Genomic DNA, 18584 nt, shown 5'->3' with positions numbered 1-18584 from the left:
TCACGCCCTTTTCTTAAAGTTACAATAAATCTCTAGGCAAAACTTCATTTTTGCACGATGGACAACATGCGTAGACGCCTTTATTTTCATTATACTCTACGTTCATCGGCTGCTTGCATACTTTACATACAGCATGTACGTAGTTTAAATATTTCTCAACTAATAAACGTGTTGCCCCACTTGTTTTCCCGCAATAATAGCAAATAAACCTTACTTTTCCTTTTTTTGTTATCTCTACTTCTCGCATATGCTGACAAGATTCACAGCGATCCCAGCTGCGAAGGTAATTGCTCAAAGAATATTGTGGTTTATTTGTTTCTATATACATTTTTGTTTCTTGATTTCTTGTTTTATCTTCGGTAAAGTCAATTGACCGAATAAGCTGTTTAGCGCCTAGCTTTGACTCAATTCTAGCTGCCATAAACGCTTCATTTTTTCCGCCGTAAGGCATATTAATCCATATAGTGGATTCATCGATGATAAGCAGTGACATCGGAACAGCAGATGAAATGACATGAGCGCCGTCAATTCGAACTTCTTTTGGTTCACGAGTAAGAACGGTCACTTCACCTTTGAATGAATGTAACATATCCCTTATTTCTTGAGGGACAAGGGAAGCATAAGGAATACACAATAAAATCTGCTGCTGAGCTTGATATAAGTCTTTTTTTAACTGACTGCTGTTCGCTGGATGGTACCAAATCAATTTAGGATGCTGAATGACTTCTTTTAAAAATTGCTGAGGTTGGTATACTTTTTGATTTTCGTTAAAGTGGTTGACCAGCTTCCATAACGCTCGCTCCTTTGGTACACGCTGCTGGGCAAACGACTCGTCTGAAAGCATCATAAATTTTCCTTTTGAACGCGTCACCGCTACATTTACCAATCGATCGCTATTTTCATTTGTTAAAAGTAAACCTGGTTTTGACTGCGGCTTTGTATCGACCGTATCAAAAATCATGATATCTCGTTCTGCGCCTTGAAATTTGTGTACGGTTGCTGCAATTATATCGCTAGCTGGTTCAATATCTTGAAGAAAGGCATTGATCAATTTAGCTTGAGACTTATAAGGAGTCACATAGCCAATAGTAGCCGAAGAAGCTTTGCGTGCCCGCAGCATCAAACTTACCGCCAAAACAGCCGTTATCACATTGTAGCGTGAGCCGGAAACGACATCTCGCATAGCGGAAGAATGCAACTGACCAATGTTAAGCATAAGCGCTGCTTCATGAGCAAACGGCCGGCTGCTTGCTACTACTTCTCGACTTTTTGTGACAGATGGATGATCCCCTACTCGATTGCTGTAAATATAGCGATTTGTAAAAGCCGAGATATCTTTATGCATTCTTCTTTGCTTCGTCAACATAAAAAGATGCGGGTGTATATCACCGCTTTCTACTTGCTCTACAAGACCCGTCTGCTCAAATAAATCTCGCTGCAGCCACTTCTTCACTTCAGCATGAGAAGATTGAGATACCGGGGGAAGCTGTTTAAAATCCCCGCATACGACAATTCGTTTTCCTAACGTAGCTGCAAAAGCAATTTGCGGTGCGTATGCCATGCTAATTTCGTCTACCACAACCATATCAAATTCACTTTGATAAAGTAATCGGTCAATAGCCGCTTTTGATAAAGTAGTGCCTACAATATACGCTTGATCAAACACATTTTTCTCCGCTTCAATCCACTTGTTACGAAGGGCGTTTAGCTTTTTGTTAACTTGCTGAAGCTGGTGAGCTCTATTGGGATACCTGCTTAAGTAAACTCGTTCTTCTTGTAGCTCCCGCATCTCCTGAGCTAAATCAGGATCATCTTCTCCAATGACTTCTTCTACTTTTATATTTTCTAAGCCGCTGCTTTTTGTTGCTCCGTATCGAATGAGTTTTCCTTTTTTCCAAGCTTCTTTCTTTTTTAACTGACGTGCAGTTTCTTGCAGCAAACCGTCCACCGCTGCATTACTGTGAGATAATAACAGGATCCGCTTTGATTTCCGGTAATAGCTTGCCGCGATTTTGGACAGCGTATATGTTTTTCCTGTTCCAGGAGGCCCCCAAATATAAGTAGTACGGTTATAACGCGCTCGCAGCAACACTTCATGAAGAGTGTTCTTAGACGTATACTCCTTATGACGAACAGGACTATCGCCTCTCATAAGACGTTTGATTCTTACTATTTTTTGCTTGTAATCTTTTGCTTCCGTGAGTCTATCAATGAGAGCCTGCAATAATTCCCATGGTTCGTTATATATATCGAGTTCGTCTACTTCTTGTCCAATAAACGCATCTATTTTAAGGTACAAATCAAATCCTTCTGTTCCGATAACTTCTCCTTTACTTTCTTTATGCTGGTGGACGAGGCGCACCTGAGCTCCATCAAAAAGGTATAAATCGGCTGTGCGTTCAAACCGGTAAAGATACGCATCTCCCTGCTGCCCTAAGTACTCTCCTTTTCCTACCGTATACTTTTCTCCGCCGTGTTTCTTCATATAATTAATCTCAATTGAAAGTGCGCGCACCCATGCTTTTAAATATGAAGAGATAGAGCGTTTTTCCATAGATGTCTAACTCCCTTTTTATCCGTTCATTTCTAACTTGTCTATTCTATCACGTCATTTGAATATAGCATAGCTTCTTTCTTCTTCATTTTTATAAAAGGAGAACACCTTTTTCACTATTCTATTTCTACAGACAAATTAAGACTTTTTTCATCATAATCATAAAAAAACCGCGTTTTTTCTATAACTTTAGACGTATTGTTACAAACTTGTAATATAAAACCCACCATTTTGTCATGAGTTTGTTACATATTGCTGATAGAATAAGAGACAACTATTGGAAATAAAGGAGAAATATTAGATGAAAAAACACATTTTTACATTAGGAGCTACAGCTTTAGTATCAATTGGAATTGCAGACGCAGCATCAGCTGACACAGACACGCATAAAGTAAAAGCTGGAGAAACGTTATTCAGCATCTCACAGCAGCATAATGTAACAGTTGAGGACTTAAAAAAGTGGAATGGTCTTTCTTCGACATTAATTTATGCAAACCAAACATTACAAATTGGATCTACATCTACTGACTCTTCATCTAGTTCAACTCCAACTACAACATCTTCAAATCATACATATACAGTAAAATCAGGTGACACGCTTTATCGTATCGCTAAAAACAACGGTACTTCTGTACAGCAGCTAAAAGAGTGGAATAACTTATCTAGTCATTTAATTTATGTGAATCAAGTATTAAAAATAAACGGAACAGGAACTGTTTCATCATCACCTTCAGCACCTGTACAAGAAAAAACAAACGGAACGCAAGCATCCCCGGCTCCTAGCAACAGTAAAAGTTACAAAGTTCAGCCTGGAGATACAATGTGGAGCGTAGCACAGCGACACGGCATTTCAATTTCTCAATTAAAACAGTGGAATAACTTATCGTCTAATACGATTTACATTAATCAAGTGCTACAAGTAGGCGGACAAGCTGCAGCTCAGGCGAAACCATCAACGCCATCACCTGCTGCTCCTTCAACACCGTCAACTTCAGCACCGTCGACTTCAACGCCAGCACCTGCTCCAGCGCAAGAAAGTAAGTCGGTTTCGAAAGAGATTACGGTTGAAGCAACAGCTTATACTGCTTACTGTGCGGGCTGCAGCGGAATCACTGCTACAGGCATCGACTTAAGGTCAAATCCTAATCGAAAAGTAATTGCAGTTGATCCTCGCGTGATTCCATTAGGTTCTCGCGTATACGTAGAAGGTTACGGAGAAGCAATTGCTGGAGATACTGGCGGTGCCATTAAAGGTACTCGCGTTGATTTATTTATGGCATCTCAGAGCTCAGCTTTAAATTGGGGACGCAAAACGGTAAAACTTCAAATTTTAGATTAATCACTAAAAGCAGAAGCGTGTTAGTCGCTTCTGCTTTTTAATTTTTTTTCAAACATAATCATATCGATAGCTTGCAAGCCATTCTCGTAAATCGGTGGAACGTACTGCAAAAAGAAATTCTTTTTGACACCGCTTTGATAAAAGCCTGCCTTTTTATAAAATGCTATGTTTTCAAGGCTGGAGTCCGCTGTTCCTACAATCATTTTAGAATATTGGTTACGTTCATACAGTACTTCTAACTTTTTAATGACTTTGCTGCCGATTCCTTTTCCTCTGTATGCTTCTTTTAAACCGATATTCTTTACTTCTACTGCCGATTCCTCTTCATCGGTGAGGCACTGCACAACTCCTACCTCCTTCTTTTTATACACAATGGTAAATAAGGAACCTTCATTTATATATGACTTCACTATTTTTTCGTCTTCATCCCCTATTAATAGCAGATTTAAATAGGAAGCGCGCCGGTCTTTGTGGATTTCAATAAGGTCGATACTCATTTTCATCCTCCAAAAAATAAGTCAATAATATTGCTGCCTCTTGAAGATGATTTATTATATAGCTCTGAATACCCGCAGCTCGTGCAATATGCCACTGTGAAGTGATTGTGCTGAACATCTAAGTATCTAGACAGTCCCGTTCCCGTTGTAGCAATTTCTTTTGTTTTTGCTTCTGTATGTCCACATTTTACACAACCGTTTTTCCCCATTGTCATACTCCTTTATAAATAAAATAATTTCTTATTTATATAAACGGATATAAAAAGGAAAAAGTTTCATTTAATTGATAAATAAAGGAAAGTAAGAAACCGCATCTCCAACAGAAGATGCGGTTTCTTACTTTTAACATCGACTAATATCGACGGGATGAATGTACACTCGATTTCTATAACAGCAATTCTCTTTTCATAATTTCAACATTTTTTTGATGACATTGTGCCGTGAAATCAGATGGAAATGCCAATTTGTCGTTTAGCTTATCAAGCGCTTCTTTATTGTTTTCTTTCACTGCAGCTTGCAGTTCATCTAAATAAGAGCTGGCCATTTCCACTCGTCTTTGAATTTCAGCTCGGTGATGTGTCGTTTTTCCATGTCCGGGAACTAGCGTTAGATTTTGGTGCTTAGCTAAAATGTGTTGCGCAGTAGCAAGCGTGTCGCGGTAATCGTTTACACTTTCATATATGTACGGATATTCAAAGTCCGATAAATAATCTCCTGCGATCCATATTGAATTATCGACAATCATAAATAGTCCATCGTTTGTATGACCTTTTGCAAAATAACAGGTAATGGATGTTTCGCCTAAAGTAATGTGCTGTTCATTTTCGGTTACCACAATATCCAGCTCCGGGAATATAATATCATGAGATCTTTTTATATAATAATCATGATCAAACTGCTTAATCATTTGAACTTTTTCTTCTTTGTCCGGATGATGTTCTAAAAATTTGCTACCGATAAAGATGGCATTTAATTCTAAGAAAGCGCCATACCCAATGACGTGATCAAAATCTCCGTGAGTAAAAAACACATACAGCTTGCGATGATTTAAGATCTCTTGAACATGCTGTTTAATTTCATTAATTTCGTGAGGAAGCCATGTTGGATCAACAACAATCACACAGTCTTTTGTTTCAATCACTGCAGATGTTGTTTGAAATAGTGCGCTTTCAAAAACCGTCATTTGCTCCGTTTTATATTGAATCATGAGAACAGCTCCTTATTTTTTCTATCACCTTTATTATAGCGGAAATAGAAAGATAAGGGCGCGTATGACGATTTATAAAACGAAACTATGCAAGATGTGATAAAATGCGGAACCAGCCAAACAATGAAATCCAAATAGGAATACTAAATAAGGTTCCCCAAAATAAACCTTTCAAAAAGTTCCCTTGATTCATTCTGATATTCCTCACCTTCATCGTATGTTGGTTATTAGTTTAGCTCAGCTTAATGAAATTTTAGTGAAAAATAAAAAAGAAGCAGTTGCTTCTTTTTTATTTATTATAAAATTGGTGATCATACTTAATTTTCGGCAGCTCGCGTACTTCCTGCGACATTCCTGTTCCGCACATCGGACAGTTATAATCAACCGTAACAAAATCTTCTCTCATCCACCCATTACATGATTCAGATTGACACGCATATACAGTCGTATCCATCATTTGATCTACTTCTTCTTCTACGGCTTTTTTTGCAAAATACATGTGCACAGCTCCCTTTTTTTCTTAGTATATGTAAAATTCCCATTTTTTATTTACAGCTTGATTACTTTTTCACCCAGCGTTATTGGACACCACTATTTAATTGTGTATAATTAAATAAAAAGCAATAGACTGGAGGGAACATGAATGGAACAACTTTATAAGCAGCTGCAGTTAGAAAATCAGCTTTGTTTCTCAATTTACGCCACGTCTCGAGAAATTACAAAGGTGTACAAGCCGCTGCTCGATAAATTAGGAGTAACCTATCCGCAGTATTTAGCCCTTCTTGTTTTATGGGAACATGAAACACTCAGCGTGAAAAAAATGGGCGAACTTCTGTATTTGGATTCAGGCACCCTTACTCCTATGCTAAAAAGAATGCAGGATCAAGAATTAGTGATTCGTGAGCGTTCTCATGAAGATGAACGCGTTGTTTTTATTAGTTTAACCGAAAAAGGAAAAAAATTACGTGATAAAGCTTGTCATATTCCAGAAGAAGTTTTTAGTATGACAAATAAGTCACAGGGAGAATTAGAAAAGTTGAAAGAAACGCTGCAGGAGTTACTGCAATCACTGCATACGTACAATCAAAAATAGACCATATAAAATTGCACATAAAAAAACGCCTGGATATAAGAAAAATCCAGGCGCTTTTTATTTACTCAGCCGTTGTATTTAACGTTACGCTAACATTTCCACGCGTTGCTTTAGAATACGGGCAGAATTGATGTGCATCTTCTACTAGCTTCTCAGCTACTTCTTGTGAAACGCCTTTAATATGAGCGTTTAACACCACGCCAATTTTGAAGCCATCATCAGTGTGGTCTTTTAGTAGACTTACTTCTGCAGTAATAGACGAATCAATGTCTTTTTTTTGTTTCTTAGCGATTAAATTTAGAGCACCGTCAAAACAAGCAGAATATCCTGCTGCAAACAGCTGCTCGGGATTTGTTCCTTCTTTTTTGTTATTTGGAGAAGGATTTACAAGGGTTAAATCAATAATACCATCATCTGATTTAACTCGACCATCTCGGCCTCCAACGGCTGTTGCTTTAGATGTAAATAGTACGTCTGACATAAGATCACCTCATAGATTATTTTATGTAATTTCATTGCAGACAATCAAAAAAGTCGCAATCAAATTCATTTTGTAATCACTTTGATTACCGTGATAGTAATGTACTTCCCCTTCTATAATGAGTGTAAACCTATTATTTTATACAAAAAAAAGAGAGTTACCTCTCTTCTTTTCCTCTTTGTTTTTTTAAACCGCTTTGAATAATGTTATCTCCATATTTTTCACGCAAACTTTCGACCGCTTTGTATAAAGGCTCTTTTTTTGCTTGTTCTCCGTATGTAAACAAATCCAACTGTTCTTCTTCTTGGAGTTGGTGACTCACTTGAAGAGCAGCTACGCCCAATAAACGAATCGGTTCTCCGTTCCAATGCTTTTGAAATAATACTGCACTGTAATGAAAAAGATCGTTTGGCTCGCTAATTGCTTTAGAGATAGTTTGGCTTCGAGTAATAGTTTTAAAATCACTATATCGTATCGTTAACTGAATCGTTTTGCTTACAACTTTTTTTGCTTTCATACGAGAACTTACTGAGTGCGATAGTTTATTTAAAATAGGCAGAACTTCATGTTCATCTACTGCATTTTGAGATAGCGTCGTAGAGTTTCCAATTGATTTAAACTGTGATTGGCGATCAGGGTTCACCTGTCGATCATCTTGGCCCCGCGCTCGGTCTCTCATCACTTCTCCTTTTACTCCGAGAGTTTGTTTAAGAAGACCGGGAGCGGCATTTGCTAGATCACCGATCGTCACCACCTTAATCGCATTTAGCTTTTCAGCTGTCTTCTTACCGATTCCGTGCATTTCCTCTACGGCTTTTGGCCAAAGAACTGTTTGGACATCTCTTTTTCGAAGAACGGTAATTCCTAAAGGTTTTTGCATATCACTTGCCGTTTTGGCTAAAAATTTATTCGGTGCGATTCCAATTGACACAGGAATTTGCAGCGTCTGTATTAAATGCTGCTGAATGGACTTTGCTATGTCAAGAGGAGAGCCTAATTCAGCACAGTTTGTAATATCCAAATAGCCTTCATCAATTGAAGCGGGCTCTAAAAGAGGTGAAATGGTTACTAAATAATCAAACATGTTTTTGGACACTTGGCGATATAATGGAAAATTAGGTTTTATAACAACCAGCTCGGGGCATTTTTTTTTCGCTTCCCAAAGAGGCATAGGCGCATACACTCCGCGTTTACGAGCAATATAGTTACAGGTTACAACAATTCCTCTTCGTTCTTTTGGATTGCCAGCAATAGCAAGAGGCTTATCTTTGAGCGTATGATCATGTGCGGTTTCAACAGATGCATAAAAAGCATTGGCATCAATATGAAGAATAACTTTGCCGTTTTTAGGGTACATCATTTTCATACTATCACCTCTTTCTGTATAATTAATCCCCGAAAGAAGAACGTACATTCTTATTTATTATAACTCTTTTTTCCTAAGTTGTGCGTACCTATACTTTATTTTTATTTTGAGCGAACACTGTGTGTCACTCTCTCGTATTCTAATGAAGAAAGGAGGAAGAAAATTTGATTGATCAGCTTATCGGAGCCATTAACCAATTAGGCTACGGATATTTCTTTTTTATCATTTTAGTCGGAGCCAACCTTACTCCGATTCCTGACCCAGTATATATTATGCTTGCAGGCAGTCAGGCTACGTCTCCATCCGTTCAGTATATTCCAGCTTTTATACTTACCTACAGCGGCATGATGCTTAGCTTGTATCTTAAATTTTTGATAGCCAGTCTGTTTTCAGCTCAGGCGCTTGCGCTATTAAAACGCCCGCGATGGGAAAAGAATGTGATGAAAGTTGAGCGAACGATTCAAGAATATGGATCTCACGCCATCATCGCAAGCTACTTTTTACCAGGAATGCGACATGTGATGCCTTTTTTTCTCGGAGCAAGCGGAATGAAGCATCGTCATTACATTAAAGTCTCATTTTCTTTCGGTTTCATTTGGACGCTGGCTTTATTTATTTTCGGTTTCTTTTTTAACACGACATCTTCTTATACTGATGTGATTGAGATCACTTTAGCTTTTTGTGCGATCAGTTTGATTATCTATGCGGTCCAAAGAAGAAAAATACGAAAAAACAGCAGTAGTTTGTGTAAAGAAGTTCTTTTTCACAAACTGCTGCTGTTTCATTTATATTAAATGACTTCATTATATCCCTTCACAAAGTATTTGCGCGCGCGGTAAAGAGCTGATTTTAACGTAGTCATCTGCATATTTAATAACTCGGCAATTTCTTCATATTTAAATCCTAATCCATATTTTAACAGAAGTAAATTGCGATATTTAGGATTCAATTGATTTAAAATCGCCTGACATTCCGCCGCTTCTTCATTTCTGAGCACCTGCTGAATAGGCGTATACATAACGGGTTCTTCTTTGTAGGAAGACGTATAGCGGTCTTTCACCATTTTACGCCTTCCTAAATCACAGCGCTTATTTAATGCGACGCGAAACATCCAAGCTTTTATTTTTTCAGGATCGACCATTTCTTGTTTTTCTAAATATTTTAATGCTACTTCTTGCGTAATATCTTCAGCGTCTTGTCTATTCACGCCATTTTTTAATAAATAAGCCAGCACCTGATTTAAATAATCTTGTAATTCCTCGCCGCACATAATAAGTTCTCCCTTGCTATTTTAGTTTTTCTTTTAGTTCGATTGGCAGTTCATTTTCATTCAACATATAAATCTGAGGAGTATCTACTTGATCTTTGTAATAAAAAGCAACAAGATAATCTCCCGTGTCTCGTAAGTTCGCATGTTGAAGAAGTGTTTCTACCTGCTGATTGTTTTTTACTTTAATTGCTTTCTCATCCTTCGTTAAAGATGTAAACTCTTCTTGAAGACGATAATCGATTTTAAGATGAGAAGAATTTTTAAACACTTCGGTTTTTTCTACATCCTTTGGCATCAGGCGAGCACGTTCATATAAATGCTCTTTCTTCAGCCATGCTTCTACTTCGCTATAAGACTTATCCCAAGAAGCAGTTTGTACGTACTGTCCTTTTCCATCCATAAACTCAATTGAAGCCCAGCTTTCTTTTGTGCTGTACATTTCATCAAACGTTTCGTTCATCATCGACTGTTTGACTACGTGTATAAGTTCTTGTACTTTATCTGGATTTGTAATGTTGATTGAATTTGACTTTCCTGGAACAGAAAAACTCACGCTTTTAATTTTATCCGTGTTTTTTGTTCGTAAAAGCGGATGGAAATTTTCTTTGTATTCTTTTGTTTCTGCAATTTCTTTATAAAAAGCTTTATAGTCTGAAAATGGAATAAAGTATTCTCGGACCATTTGTTTTCCATTTTTTAATTTATAAGCAAATACAGCTATTTTCCCGTTTCTGCTTTCTATTTCACTTTGTTTATCAGGATCCAGCTTCTTATCTTTAGATGCTGTAATTTGTTTTTGCAGCTGACGAACACTCTCAATCGTTTCTTTACTTGTATAATAATATGGAGCTTCATAATAGCCATTCATTCCATTTGCATAGTTTTCAGGTTTATCAGTCAATGGATATATATCTTCATCGAAATATACACTTTCAATCTCTGAAGCTGCTGGCACTTTAGTAGAATAGCCGAACACATCTAGATGAATGATAAAGCCCACAATAGCTGCAGCTATAACAAAGCCTAGATACCCTTTCCATTTCGTAAAGATACGCCACGTTTTATTTAAAATGATTTGAGCAACTGTATAGCCTATTAATGAACCAATAATATAGCCCACGACCATCCATGAAAATTCACCTTTCATGCTAATAAAGTAAAATCCGCCTAACATGAGTGAACAAGCCGTTACTCCGTATACGAATACCGGTTTTAACCAGCTAACTGAAATGGTTTGCGTAGCAGCTTCTACTTTTCTTTTTTGGTAGGTGATTAAAGCAATGATGTAGAATAAGACAATGAGTCCAATATAGACAAATGCACTAGTAGAAAAGCTTTTATGAGCTACCATTTGCGCTACGTGTGAAAACGGAACAAGGCTGTCAACATTTTTGTTCACGTAATAGTCATACGCATAGCCGTACCAGTAAAACTTTACATTGGATATAGCTAAATAAGAGATTCCGCCGGGTAGAAGAAATAGAACATATAAAAAGATTCCTTGGAGGACAGACATTCCGGTGAACATTCCCGCTAAAACAGTTCCAGTCAGCACAAATAAATTAATTAAAATACTGTAACCCACCCAGCTTAGAACATCTCCTGTTGTATAAACATCCTCAACGGTTAAAACTCCTTTAACGGCAAAAGTAACGACTCCCGTAATTAAAATAGGAACAACTAAAACCAACGCGCCCAGAAGCATATTTTGATGAAACAGCGTAGAACGCTTAATTGGTAAACTATGAATATAGTCAGCCGCAATCTTCGTTTGTATATATCTAAATAGGAAAATACCAAGTAACACTGGTACAACAAACATAAACACAAATTCCAGCCCATCCAATACGTTAAATAGCGTATCTGGTTTTTCTATATAAGGCTCTACCTTTCCTGTGAAAGTAAAAATCAGTTGTAAAGGTAAAGCGAACAGCAGTACTAGCAAGTATACAAGCCCAATCCATCCCACGTTTCTCATAGATTGAATCCACATGCCGCGGTTAAACGATGATGTTTTCGATTGCATAACCCACATCCCCCATTTCATAAATAAAGATTTCTTCCAGCGTAAGTGGCAAGATGTCAAAAATTAAAGGCTTATACGATCGGACTTTGTTGACTAAGTGCTTTTCCTTTCCTCGAACAATACAAAGCAAGACGCTTCCTCGTTTTTCTTGATATAAAATGTCTAGCGTGTCATAAAGCGCTAGCGGCACATCTCCTTCAAATGCAACTTGAATTTTGTGCACATCAGACTTTAAATCATCGAGCTCTTTTTCAATTAATAATTGACCGTGATGCAAGATGCCTACATGATCACACAGATCTTCCACTTCTCGCAGGTTATGTGACGAAATTAAAATCGTCATTTCCCGTTCTGCCACGTCTTGAACAAGAAGGTTTTTGATTTTTTGACGCATTACCGCATCTAAACCGTCGAGCGGCTCATCTAAGATAAGTACATCAGGCATAGCAGACAGCGCTAACCAAAAACCTACTTGACGCTGCATTCCCTTGGACATTCTATGTACCTTTTTATGTAATTGAATTGGGAAAGCTTCTTTTAATTTTTGGAACCTCTCTTCGTTCCAAGTCGGATAGACGCTTCTATAAAAAGACGCTAATTGCTTAATCGTTGTTTGAGGGAAAAAATAAAGAGAATCTGGCATAAAAATAAGACGTTCTTTTAAACCAACGTTTTCGAATACTTCCTCGCCGTCTATTGCGATCTTTCCGTGATCCTGCTTGTAAATACCCGCAATGATTTTTAATAGCGTTGTTTTTCCTGCACCGTTGGAGCCAAGCAGTCCGTAAATAGATCCTTTTTTTATAGAAAGCGTGACGTCTCTTAGAGCTTCCATTTCTTCAAACTCTTTTTTTATCCCCTTCAGTTCAATCACTATCGCTTCCTCCTTTTACTGCTTTTTCAGCCTGTGAAATAAGTGATAGAATTTCATCTTTATCCATCCCTAAATACATAGCTTCTGCCAACAGCTTTACTAATTCTTCTTTCATCTTTTTCACCTTCTCGTTATTTAGTGTATCAACTTGAGGCGTTACAAAACTTCCTTTGCCTGGAACTGAATAAATATAGTTTTGATGTTCTAGTTCACGATACGCTTTTTGAATTGTATTTGGATTAATCGTTAATTCTTTTGCTAGCAGCCGAACAGATGGAAGCTTTTGATCGGCCTTAAAGACTTCATGGATAATAAGCTCTTTCAATTTATCTACTAATTGCTCGTATATCGGCTTACGACTACGAATATCTAAATCGAACATAGTCTGCCTCCCTTCATCTACCCAAAATCATGATGTGTGTACTAGGTGTATTAACTGTATTACTTATCGTATTACAGTTAATATTATAGTATGTTTTTTGGAAAAAACAAGTACTTTTTTTACTTTTGTTACAAATAGATGACAAAAAAGTGTTTAATAGCTTTATAGATAAAATAAAAATAACTGTAAACAAATTACGCAGGCTTCCTTCGTTGTAAGCAAACATACTCCTTTAAGTCAGCACCTTGTTTTACTTTTCTTAACCAAGTGCCTCTAGTTATTACCATAATAATGTTTTATAATGTTTATAATTAATTTTTTTAATATAGAAGGAGCCATACTCTATGTACTATGATGCGTTAAAGACGTTTGTTTCTGTTGTAGAAGAGCAAAGCTTTACAAAAGCTGCGGAAAAATTAATGATTTCACAGCCAAGCGTAAGCGTACACATCAAAAATCTCGAAAAAGAATTTCAAACTTCCCTGTTCCTGCGTTCACCTAAAATGTTAAAAATCACACCCAGCGGCGAAATTTTATACGATCGTGCTAAACAAATGATTCAAATATATGAGCATACGAAACGAGATATTTACGAACATCATCACCGTGTCAAAGGAATGCTAACGATTGGCGCCAGCTTTACGATTGGCGAATATATTCTTCCTTCTTTTTTAGCAAAGCTTCGTGAACAATATCCTGATATTGATGTAGAAGTGACGATCGGTAATACAAAAGAAATTGCTCAGCTTGTTCGTCATTTCAAAGTAGATGTAGGGCTTATTGAAGGTCACACGGAAGAGTCCGACTTACATATTCAATCCTTTATGGACGATGAACTTGCCATCGTTGCTTCAGTGGATCACCCTTTGGCTCAGCTTAAAAAAGTAGAAATTGATGATTTACAAAATCAGCGGTGGGTAGCGCGTGAAAAAGGCTCTGGAACAAGAGAATATTTAGATCACGTTCTAATGTCCAACGGTTTAAAAATGAAAAGCATGCTAACAATCAGCAGCAATCAAGGAATTAAAGAAGCGATTGTTCACGATTTAGGAATGTCTGTGCTATCGCTTTGTGCTATTAAAGAAGATGTAGAACAAAAGCACCTGTCGATTCTCAATGTTAACACCGCTCCTTTTAAGCGCCGTTTTTCTTATATCTATCCTGCTAACAGCGCTCATAAAAAAGTAGCGGAGCTTTTTATTCAGCTTTTAAACTAAGAAAAAAGATTATGACATAACGAAATCAATCCAATCTAAAGACGAACAAACTGGCTAAAGGAGCTAGTACATAAAACTAGCGCTCACCATCAAAATAAAAAAATCCGAACGCGTTTGATTCTTAATCAAGAATCAAACGCGTTCGGATTTTCCTTCAGCTAAGATGCTCTTGCTCCAGCCTCTTTTTTAAGATAATAGCCATACATGTCTTTACATTCTTTTTTTAGTGAGCGTGCGTCTGCTGAGCCGGCATTTTTGATAAACGAACAGCTAAGAACAAGGCTGTTGTAAGAAACACACCAATTAAAGCAATCACACCTTTCCAGCCGTACGCGCTCCAGCATAAGCCAGCCACAGTCCCTCCAATGCTTGATCCTGCATAGTAAAAAAACAAATATAAAGACGAAGCCTGCGCTTTGTCATGCGTTGCTCTTCTTCCTACCCAGCTGCTTGCGATGGAGTGACTTCCGAAAAAGCCAAACGTCAGCAGCAAAAGCCCGGTAATTTTTATCCATAAAATCGGATGCAGCGTAACGATTGAACCAATAAGCGTAACAGCAATCGTACATAACAGCACCTTTTTCCGACCGTATCGATCCGCCAGCGTCCCCATCCAGACTGAGCTGAATACTCCTACAAAGAAAATGACAAAAATAAAACTTACAAGCGTATGATTCCAAGAATACGGAGGAGCGGATAAAGCGTATCCAATATAATTGTATAAAGCTACGTTACTTCCAAGCAGTGCAAAACCAATAGCAAAAAGACAAAGCATCCCTCTATCTTGAAGATGACTGCGAAGAGAGCCGGTAAGCTGCCTAAGTTCAAATGACCGAGAAGTAAAGTTCTGTGAATCAGGCAAGTTCATAAAAAAAACAAATGTGGCCAATAAGCTGATTGCGCTTACAACATCAAGAGCTACCGACCAGTTAAAATACTCCGTGAGCACTCCTGTCATAAGTCTTCCCGCTACGCCTCCAAAGGCGTTTCCGCTTATATAAATCCCCATCGCTTTTCCTAAACTCCCGGGTTCAATTTCTTCTCCTAAGTAAGCCATGGCCACAGAAGGCAGCCCTGCTAACACGATTCCTTGAATAACGCGAAAAACTAGCAGCGTTTCAAAGGTAGAGCTAAATGCTGTCATGATGCATAGCAATGACGCAAAAATTAACGATAGGCCCATCAGTTTCTTTCGTCCCCACACTTCCGATAAAGAACCTAAAAAAAGCATACTAACAGCAAGCGTGATGGTTGTTAACGAAAGAGATAAACTCGCAAAAGCCGGGGATATCCCAAATTCTCTAGAAAATTCAGGTAAAATGGCCTGTGTACAATATAAAATTGAAAATGTGTTGAAGCCTGCTGCAAAAAGTGCAACATTTGTTTTGCGAAAAGCCGATGTTCCAATTACGGTATAGCTCACAGTTGGTCACTTCCTTTTTTCTCTAAAAAAAGCATATCACGGTTTTTTTATTCTGTATAATTCATTATGTAAATCGTTTTCATGCATTTCAGTAATGAGTAAAGTGAAAATAGGAATGGACAACAGCCTGAGTATTTTCAAACGACTGTATGCAAGACTGCTATGCTTTCTTGTTTTACACACAAAAAAAGTCGAGCCAATTTTTCATGGCTCAACTTTTTAATCCAATACATAAGATGCTAATACTTTTTGCACGTCGTAAATGCTTTTATCTTTACGAAATTCTTTTGAGATCGGCGCGCTAGAACCTGATACCCAAATATTTAATTCGGCATCTAAATCGAACGTTCCAGCCGTTTCTACGCTAAAATGTGTAATCGTTTTATAAGGAATGGAATGATAATCTGTTTTCTTTCCCGTCACTCCTTGCTTATCAACGATAATTAAGCGTTTCGTTGTAAACACCATCAAATCGCGAATGACTTTATATGCTTGTTCCACTCGCTCGTTGGCAATTAAGATATTTTGCAAGTCTTTTTCAGTTCCTCTTATATCTGCTTCTGATGCATTTCCTAATAGTCCATCTAATATACCCATGCTTATCACTCCTTTCTATCTACACTACCGCATTTTGTTCTGTCTGGAAACCCAAAACGTTTTTTTAATGAATTAATTTACTTTCACGCGCTTTTTTTGTTAGTTTTGCACTCGTTTTACTAAGAGGCTTGTGAAGGAAGATGCCAACGAGCAGCACGCCAAGCCAAATGCAAAGTAGAACGGTAACATCTTTTCTTACTATATCCGCTAACATGCCTCCCACAACTTCTCTCATCATGCTTATTGCGTAGGTAAATGGCAAAAACGGATTGAGTGCTTGGAAAAAAGCAGGCACGACTTGAATCGGAAATGTACCGCCTGCAGCGGAAAGCTGAAGCACAAGCAAAACAATCGCCATTGCTTTTCCTGCATTGCCAAATATCGCAACAAGCGTATAGACAATCGTCATAAATACGAAGCTGCACAGCAAGCCTAAAAAGATAAAAGGCACTTTATCTACGACGTACGTTTTGATTAAAAATAAATCGCCTAGCGTCACAATAAAAGCTTGCACAAGAGCAATAGACAAAAACGTTAAAAGTCTTCCAAGATAGACTTCATAGCTTTTAAACCGCTCTTCATCGGCTACTTCTACGCTTAAAATTGAAACTAACAGCAAAGCCCCGACCCACAAGCAAAGCGTTGTATAAAACGGTGACATAGCCGATCCGTAGTTCGGAATAGGATAAAGTCTTTCTTCTTTTAAAAGAACCGGTTTAGCAAAAAAATCACTTTCTTTTTGTACATCATTTTTCAACAAATTAATAATATCTTCAATGTTTTCTTTTCGCTGAAATTCGCGTATTTTATCCGCTATATTGTGCACGTTTTGTTCAATTCGCGGAAAGTCTTTTGTTATTTTCGCAAGCTCCTGCTGTCCGAGCAAAATGCCACTCGCTGTTTTAGACAGCACATTAGAAACATCCGGCATGCTTTTATTGGCTTCCTCAAGCAGTGAGTTTGCGCTTGCTGTTTTATCTTTCGCTTCTTTGATTGCTTGTTCAACAGCCGGTACAATCGTAGAAGAATACGAATTCGTTAACGTATTTAATTTAGAAACAGCTTGGTCGGTACGAGAACTGAATTTCTCAAGCACACTTGGATCTGGAGCATCTCCATTTTTTGTTTGCTGCTGCAAGTCGTTTACATCCGACAGCTGCTGCTGTAAAAGCGCATGTACACTTTTTATTTGAGTAATAACCGGTGAAAGGACGTTCCCTTGAGACACCGTATTTAAACCCGTAAGAAGCGTAAGAATCTCTCCTATGTCAGCAATTTGTTTTGTTAACTGCACTTTTAGCTGTTCCGCTGCTGCGCTGACTTCAGCCGGTGCGATATCTTTTTCCATCAGCTGATTCTTCAATTCTTGCACTCCGAGAGCTCGTTGTTGAACACGATGCAGCGTTTCGTTGATCGTTGGCTCAGCGTTTTTTAAAATTTCATCGCTTTTAGTTAAAAAAGTGTTTAGCTGCTGAGTCATCTGTGCGCCGTCAGCTGTTAGTCTCTCTACTTCAGGAAGAGCGGCCTGAGCTTTTGATACAATAGCTCCAGCTTTTTGAGTGGTATCATTCGCTTCATTAATTACTTTTTTAATTTCAGGAAGACGATTTTCAAGCTCAAAAATCCGTTGTTCAACTTGTTGAATGGTCGGCAAATCCCGCTGCAGGGTAATACCTAGTTCGTTAAAAACAGAAAAAATGGCTCCATTCGCTGTTTTGACGAATTTTTCACTAATCTGTTGTGTTAAGCTGCTGGCTCCTTTGCTTGTAATTTTAGGCGCCACGGCGTTTATTTTTTCGTTTACTTTGTAAAGAATGACCGGCTTTTCCAAACGATCTTGAAGAACCGTACCAAGCTTTTGTGAAAAATCTTTTGGAATAACAATACTTGCATAATAGTCACCGTGCTTTACTCCGTGATCAGCTTTTTCTTTGGAGACGAACGTCCATCCAAGCGTTTTATTTTTCTTTAACGTTGCAATAATATCTTTTCCCACGTTTACGTGCTGCCCTCTTATCGTAGAACCTTCGTCTTCGCTCGTTACTGCAATGGCAATACCTTCAGTCCGCCCGTATGGATCCCAAGATGCTTTTATATTAAACCATGCGTAAAAAGACGGCAGAATCATAAGCGTCAGCACAATGATAATCATCGCCCAATTGGTGAAAATTCTTTTTAAATCCCGCGTATAAATATAAACAGTATTTTTCATATGTCCCACCCAGTTTTATTATTACAAGTTAGCTTATCCATGTTCG

At 38.0% G+C, this 18584-nt stretch carries 18 protein-coding genes; 4 read left to right on the top strand and 14 right to left on the bottom strand.

Going from position 1 to position 18584, the window contains the following annotated elements; genetic code table 11:
- Nucleotides 1-19: 19 nt before the first annotated feature.
- Entirely contained in the window at nt 20-2554 is a 2535-nt protein-coding gene (locus ACO1DI_RS00150) for an AAA domain-containing protein (RefSeq protein ID WP_182420611.1), read from the bottom strand.
- Between the two features lie 301 nt (nt 2555-2855).
- Here ACO1DI_RS00150 and ACO1DI_RS00145 point away from each other — a divergent pair, with 301 nt between their 5' ends.
- The gene (locus tag ACO1DI_RS00145) at nt 2856-3893 is read left to right on the top strand and encodes a LysM peptidoglycan-binding and 3D domain-containing protein (protein ID WP_014460170.1); all 1038 of its coding nucleotides are present in this window, start codon (nt 2856-2858) and stop codon (nt 3891-3893) included.
- Nucleotides 3894-3913: 20 nt separating this feature from the next.
- Here ACO1DI_RS00145 and ACO1DI_RS00140 read toward each other — a convergent pair whose 3' ends face one another.
- The 4 genes from ACO1DI_RS00140 to ACO1DI_RS00125 form a co-directional block, all read right to left on the bottom strand.
- A complete protein-coding gene (locus ACO1DI_RS00140; protein WP_208732335.1) occupies nt 3914-4390 on the bottom strand; it encodes a GNAT family N-acetyltransferase in 477 nt (158 codons plus the stop codon).
- A 2-nt stretch (nt 4391-4392) separates the two neighbouring features.
- A complete protein-coding gene (locus ACO1DI_RS00135; RefSeq protein ID WP_140450833.1) occupies nt 4393-4599 on the bottom strand; it encodes a zinc ribbon domain-containing protein in 207 nt (68 codons plus the stop codon).
- Nucleotides 4600-4775: 176 nt separating this feature from the next.
- On the bottom strand, nt 4776-5597 hold the full coding sequence (locus tag ACO1DI_RS00130; protein WP_209369183.1) for an MBL fold metallo-hydrolase: 822 nt from the start codon (nt 5595-5597) through the stop codon (nt 4776-4778).
- A gap of 289 nt (nt 5598-5886) precedes the next feature.
- Nucleotides 5887-6096: a cold-inducible protein YdjO-related protein gene (locus ACO1DI_RS00125; RefSeq protein WP_014460174.1), complete on the bottom strand. Its 210-nt coding sequence runs from the start codon at nt 6094-6096 to the stop codon at nt 5887-5889.
- A 144-nt stretch (nt 6097-6240) separates the two neighbouring features.
- Here ACO1DI_RS00125 and ACO1DI_RS00120 point away from each other — a divergent pair, with 144 nt between their 5' ends.
- The gene (locus ACO1DI_RS00120; protein WP_014460175.1) at nt 6241-6690 is read left to right on the top strand and encodes a MarR family winged helix-turn-helix transcriptional regulator; all 450 of its coding nucleotides are present in this window, start codon (nt 6241-6243) and stop codon (nt 6688-6690) included.
- Nucleotides 6691-6751: 61 nt separating this feature from the next.
- Here the strand turns inward: ACO1DI_RS00120 and ACO1DI_RS00115 are convergent, their stop codons facing one another.
- A complete protein-coding gene (locus ACO1DI_RS00115; protein WP_014460176.1) occupies nt 6752-7171 on the bottom strand; it encodes an organic hydroperoxide resistance protein in 420 nt (139 codons plus the stop codon).
- 157 nt (nt 7172-7328) lie between these two features.
- Nucleotides 7329-8537, bottom strand: a complete 1209-nt coding sequence (locus tag ACO1DI_RS00110) for a DNA polymerase IV (protein ID WP_371905607.1) — start codon at nt 8535-8537, stop codon at nt 7329-7331.
- Nucleotides 8538-8701: 164 nt separating this feature from the next.
- On the opposite strand from ACO1DI_RS00110, the gene ACO1DI_RS00105 reads away from it, so the two are divergent.
- Nucleotides 8702-9331, top strand: coding sequence for a DedA family protein (locus tag ACO1DI_RS00105; RefSeq protein WP_423144917.1), 630 nt, complete (start codon nt 8702-8704; stop codon nt 9329-9331).
- Here the strand turns inward: ACO1DI_RS00105 and ACO1DI_RS00100 are convergent.
- Genes ACO1DI_RS00100 through ACO1DI_RS00085 form a run of 4 tightly spaced genes read right to left on the bottom strand, consistent with a single transcriptional unit; the run spans nt 9328 to nt 13089 of the window.
- Nucleotides 9328-9807 (bottom strand): RNA polymerase sigma factor, encoded by a 480-nt coding sequence (locus ACO1DI_RS00100; RefSeq protein ID WP_014460179.1) that lies wholly within the window; start codon nt 9805-9807, stop codon nt 9328-9330. The genes ACO1DI_RS00105 and ACO1DI_RS00100 overlap by 4 nt on opposite strands.
- Nucleotides 9808-9823: 16 nt before the next feature.
- Entirely contained in the window at nt 9824-11833 is a 2010-nt protein-coding gene (locus tag ACO1DI_RS00095; RefSeq protein ID WP_221779943.1) for a DUF6449 domain-containing protein, read from the bottom strand.
- Nucleotides 11808-12707, bottom strand: coding sequence for an ABC transporter ATP-binding protein (locus tag ACO1DI_RS00090; protein WP_423144916.1), 900 nt, complete (start codon nt 12705-12707; stop codon nt 11808-11810). Before ACO1DI_RS00090 ends, ACO1DI_RS00095 begins: the two co-directional genes overlap by 26 nt.
- Nucleotides 12700-13089, bottom strand: coding sequence for a GntR family transcriptional regulator (locus ACO1DI_RS00085; protein ID WP_013083081.1), 390 nt, complete (start codon nt 13087-13089; stop codon nt 12700-12702). The genes ACO1DI_RS00090 and ACO1DI_RS00085 overlap by 8 nt, the downstream gene beginning before the upstream one ends.
- Before the next feature lie 344 nt (nt 13090-13433).
- On the opposite strand from ACO1DI_RS00085, the gene ACO1DI_RS00080 reads away from it, so the two are divergent.
- Nucleotides 13434-14306 carry a selenium metabolism-associated LysR family transcriptional regulator gene (locus tag ACO1DI_RS00080; RefSeq protein ID WP_013083080.1) on the top strand — a complete coding sequence of 291 codons (873 nt, stop codon included), beginning with the start codon at nt 13434-13436 and terminating at the stop codon, nt 14304-14306.
- 223 nt (nt 14307-14529) lie between these two features.
- Here the strand turns inward: ACO1DI_RS00080 and ACO1DI_RS00075 are convergent, their stop codons facing one another.
- From ACO1DI_RS00075 to ACO1DI_RS00065, 3 genes are all read right to left on the bottom strand, one after another.
- A complete protein-coding gene (locus tag ACO1DI_RS00075; protein WP_423144915.1) occupies nt 14530-15729 on the bottom strand; it encodes an MFS transporter in 1200 nt (399 codons plus the stop codon).
- Between the two features lie 219 nt (nt 15730-15948).
- Nucleotides 15949-16326, bottom strand: coding sequence for a PH domain-containing protein (locus ACO1DI_RS00070; protein ID WP_014460184.1), 378 nt, complete (start codon nt 16324-16326; stop codon nt 15949-15951).
- A 64-nt stretch (nt 16327-16390) separates the two neighbouring features.
- On the bottom strand, nt 16391-18538 hold the full coding sequence (locus ACO1DI_RS00065; RefSeq protein ID WP_423144914.1) for a YhgE/Pip family protein: 2148 nt from the start codon (nt 18536-18538) through the stop codon (nt 16391-16393).
- Nucleotides 18539-18584: the final 46 nt, after the last annotated feature.

The organism is Priestia sp. 40, assembly GCF_049368575.1.
Taxonomy (GTDB): domain Bacteria; phylum Bacillota; class Bacilli; order Bacillales; family Bacillaceae_H; genus Priestia; species Priestia zanthoxyli.
Note: the sequence above shows the minus strand (reverse complement) of the source record. Positions and strands in the feature narration are given on the sequence as shown.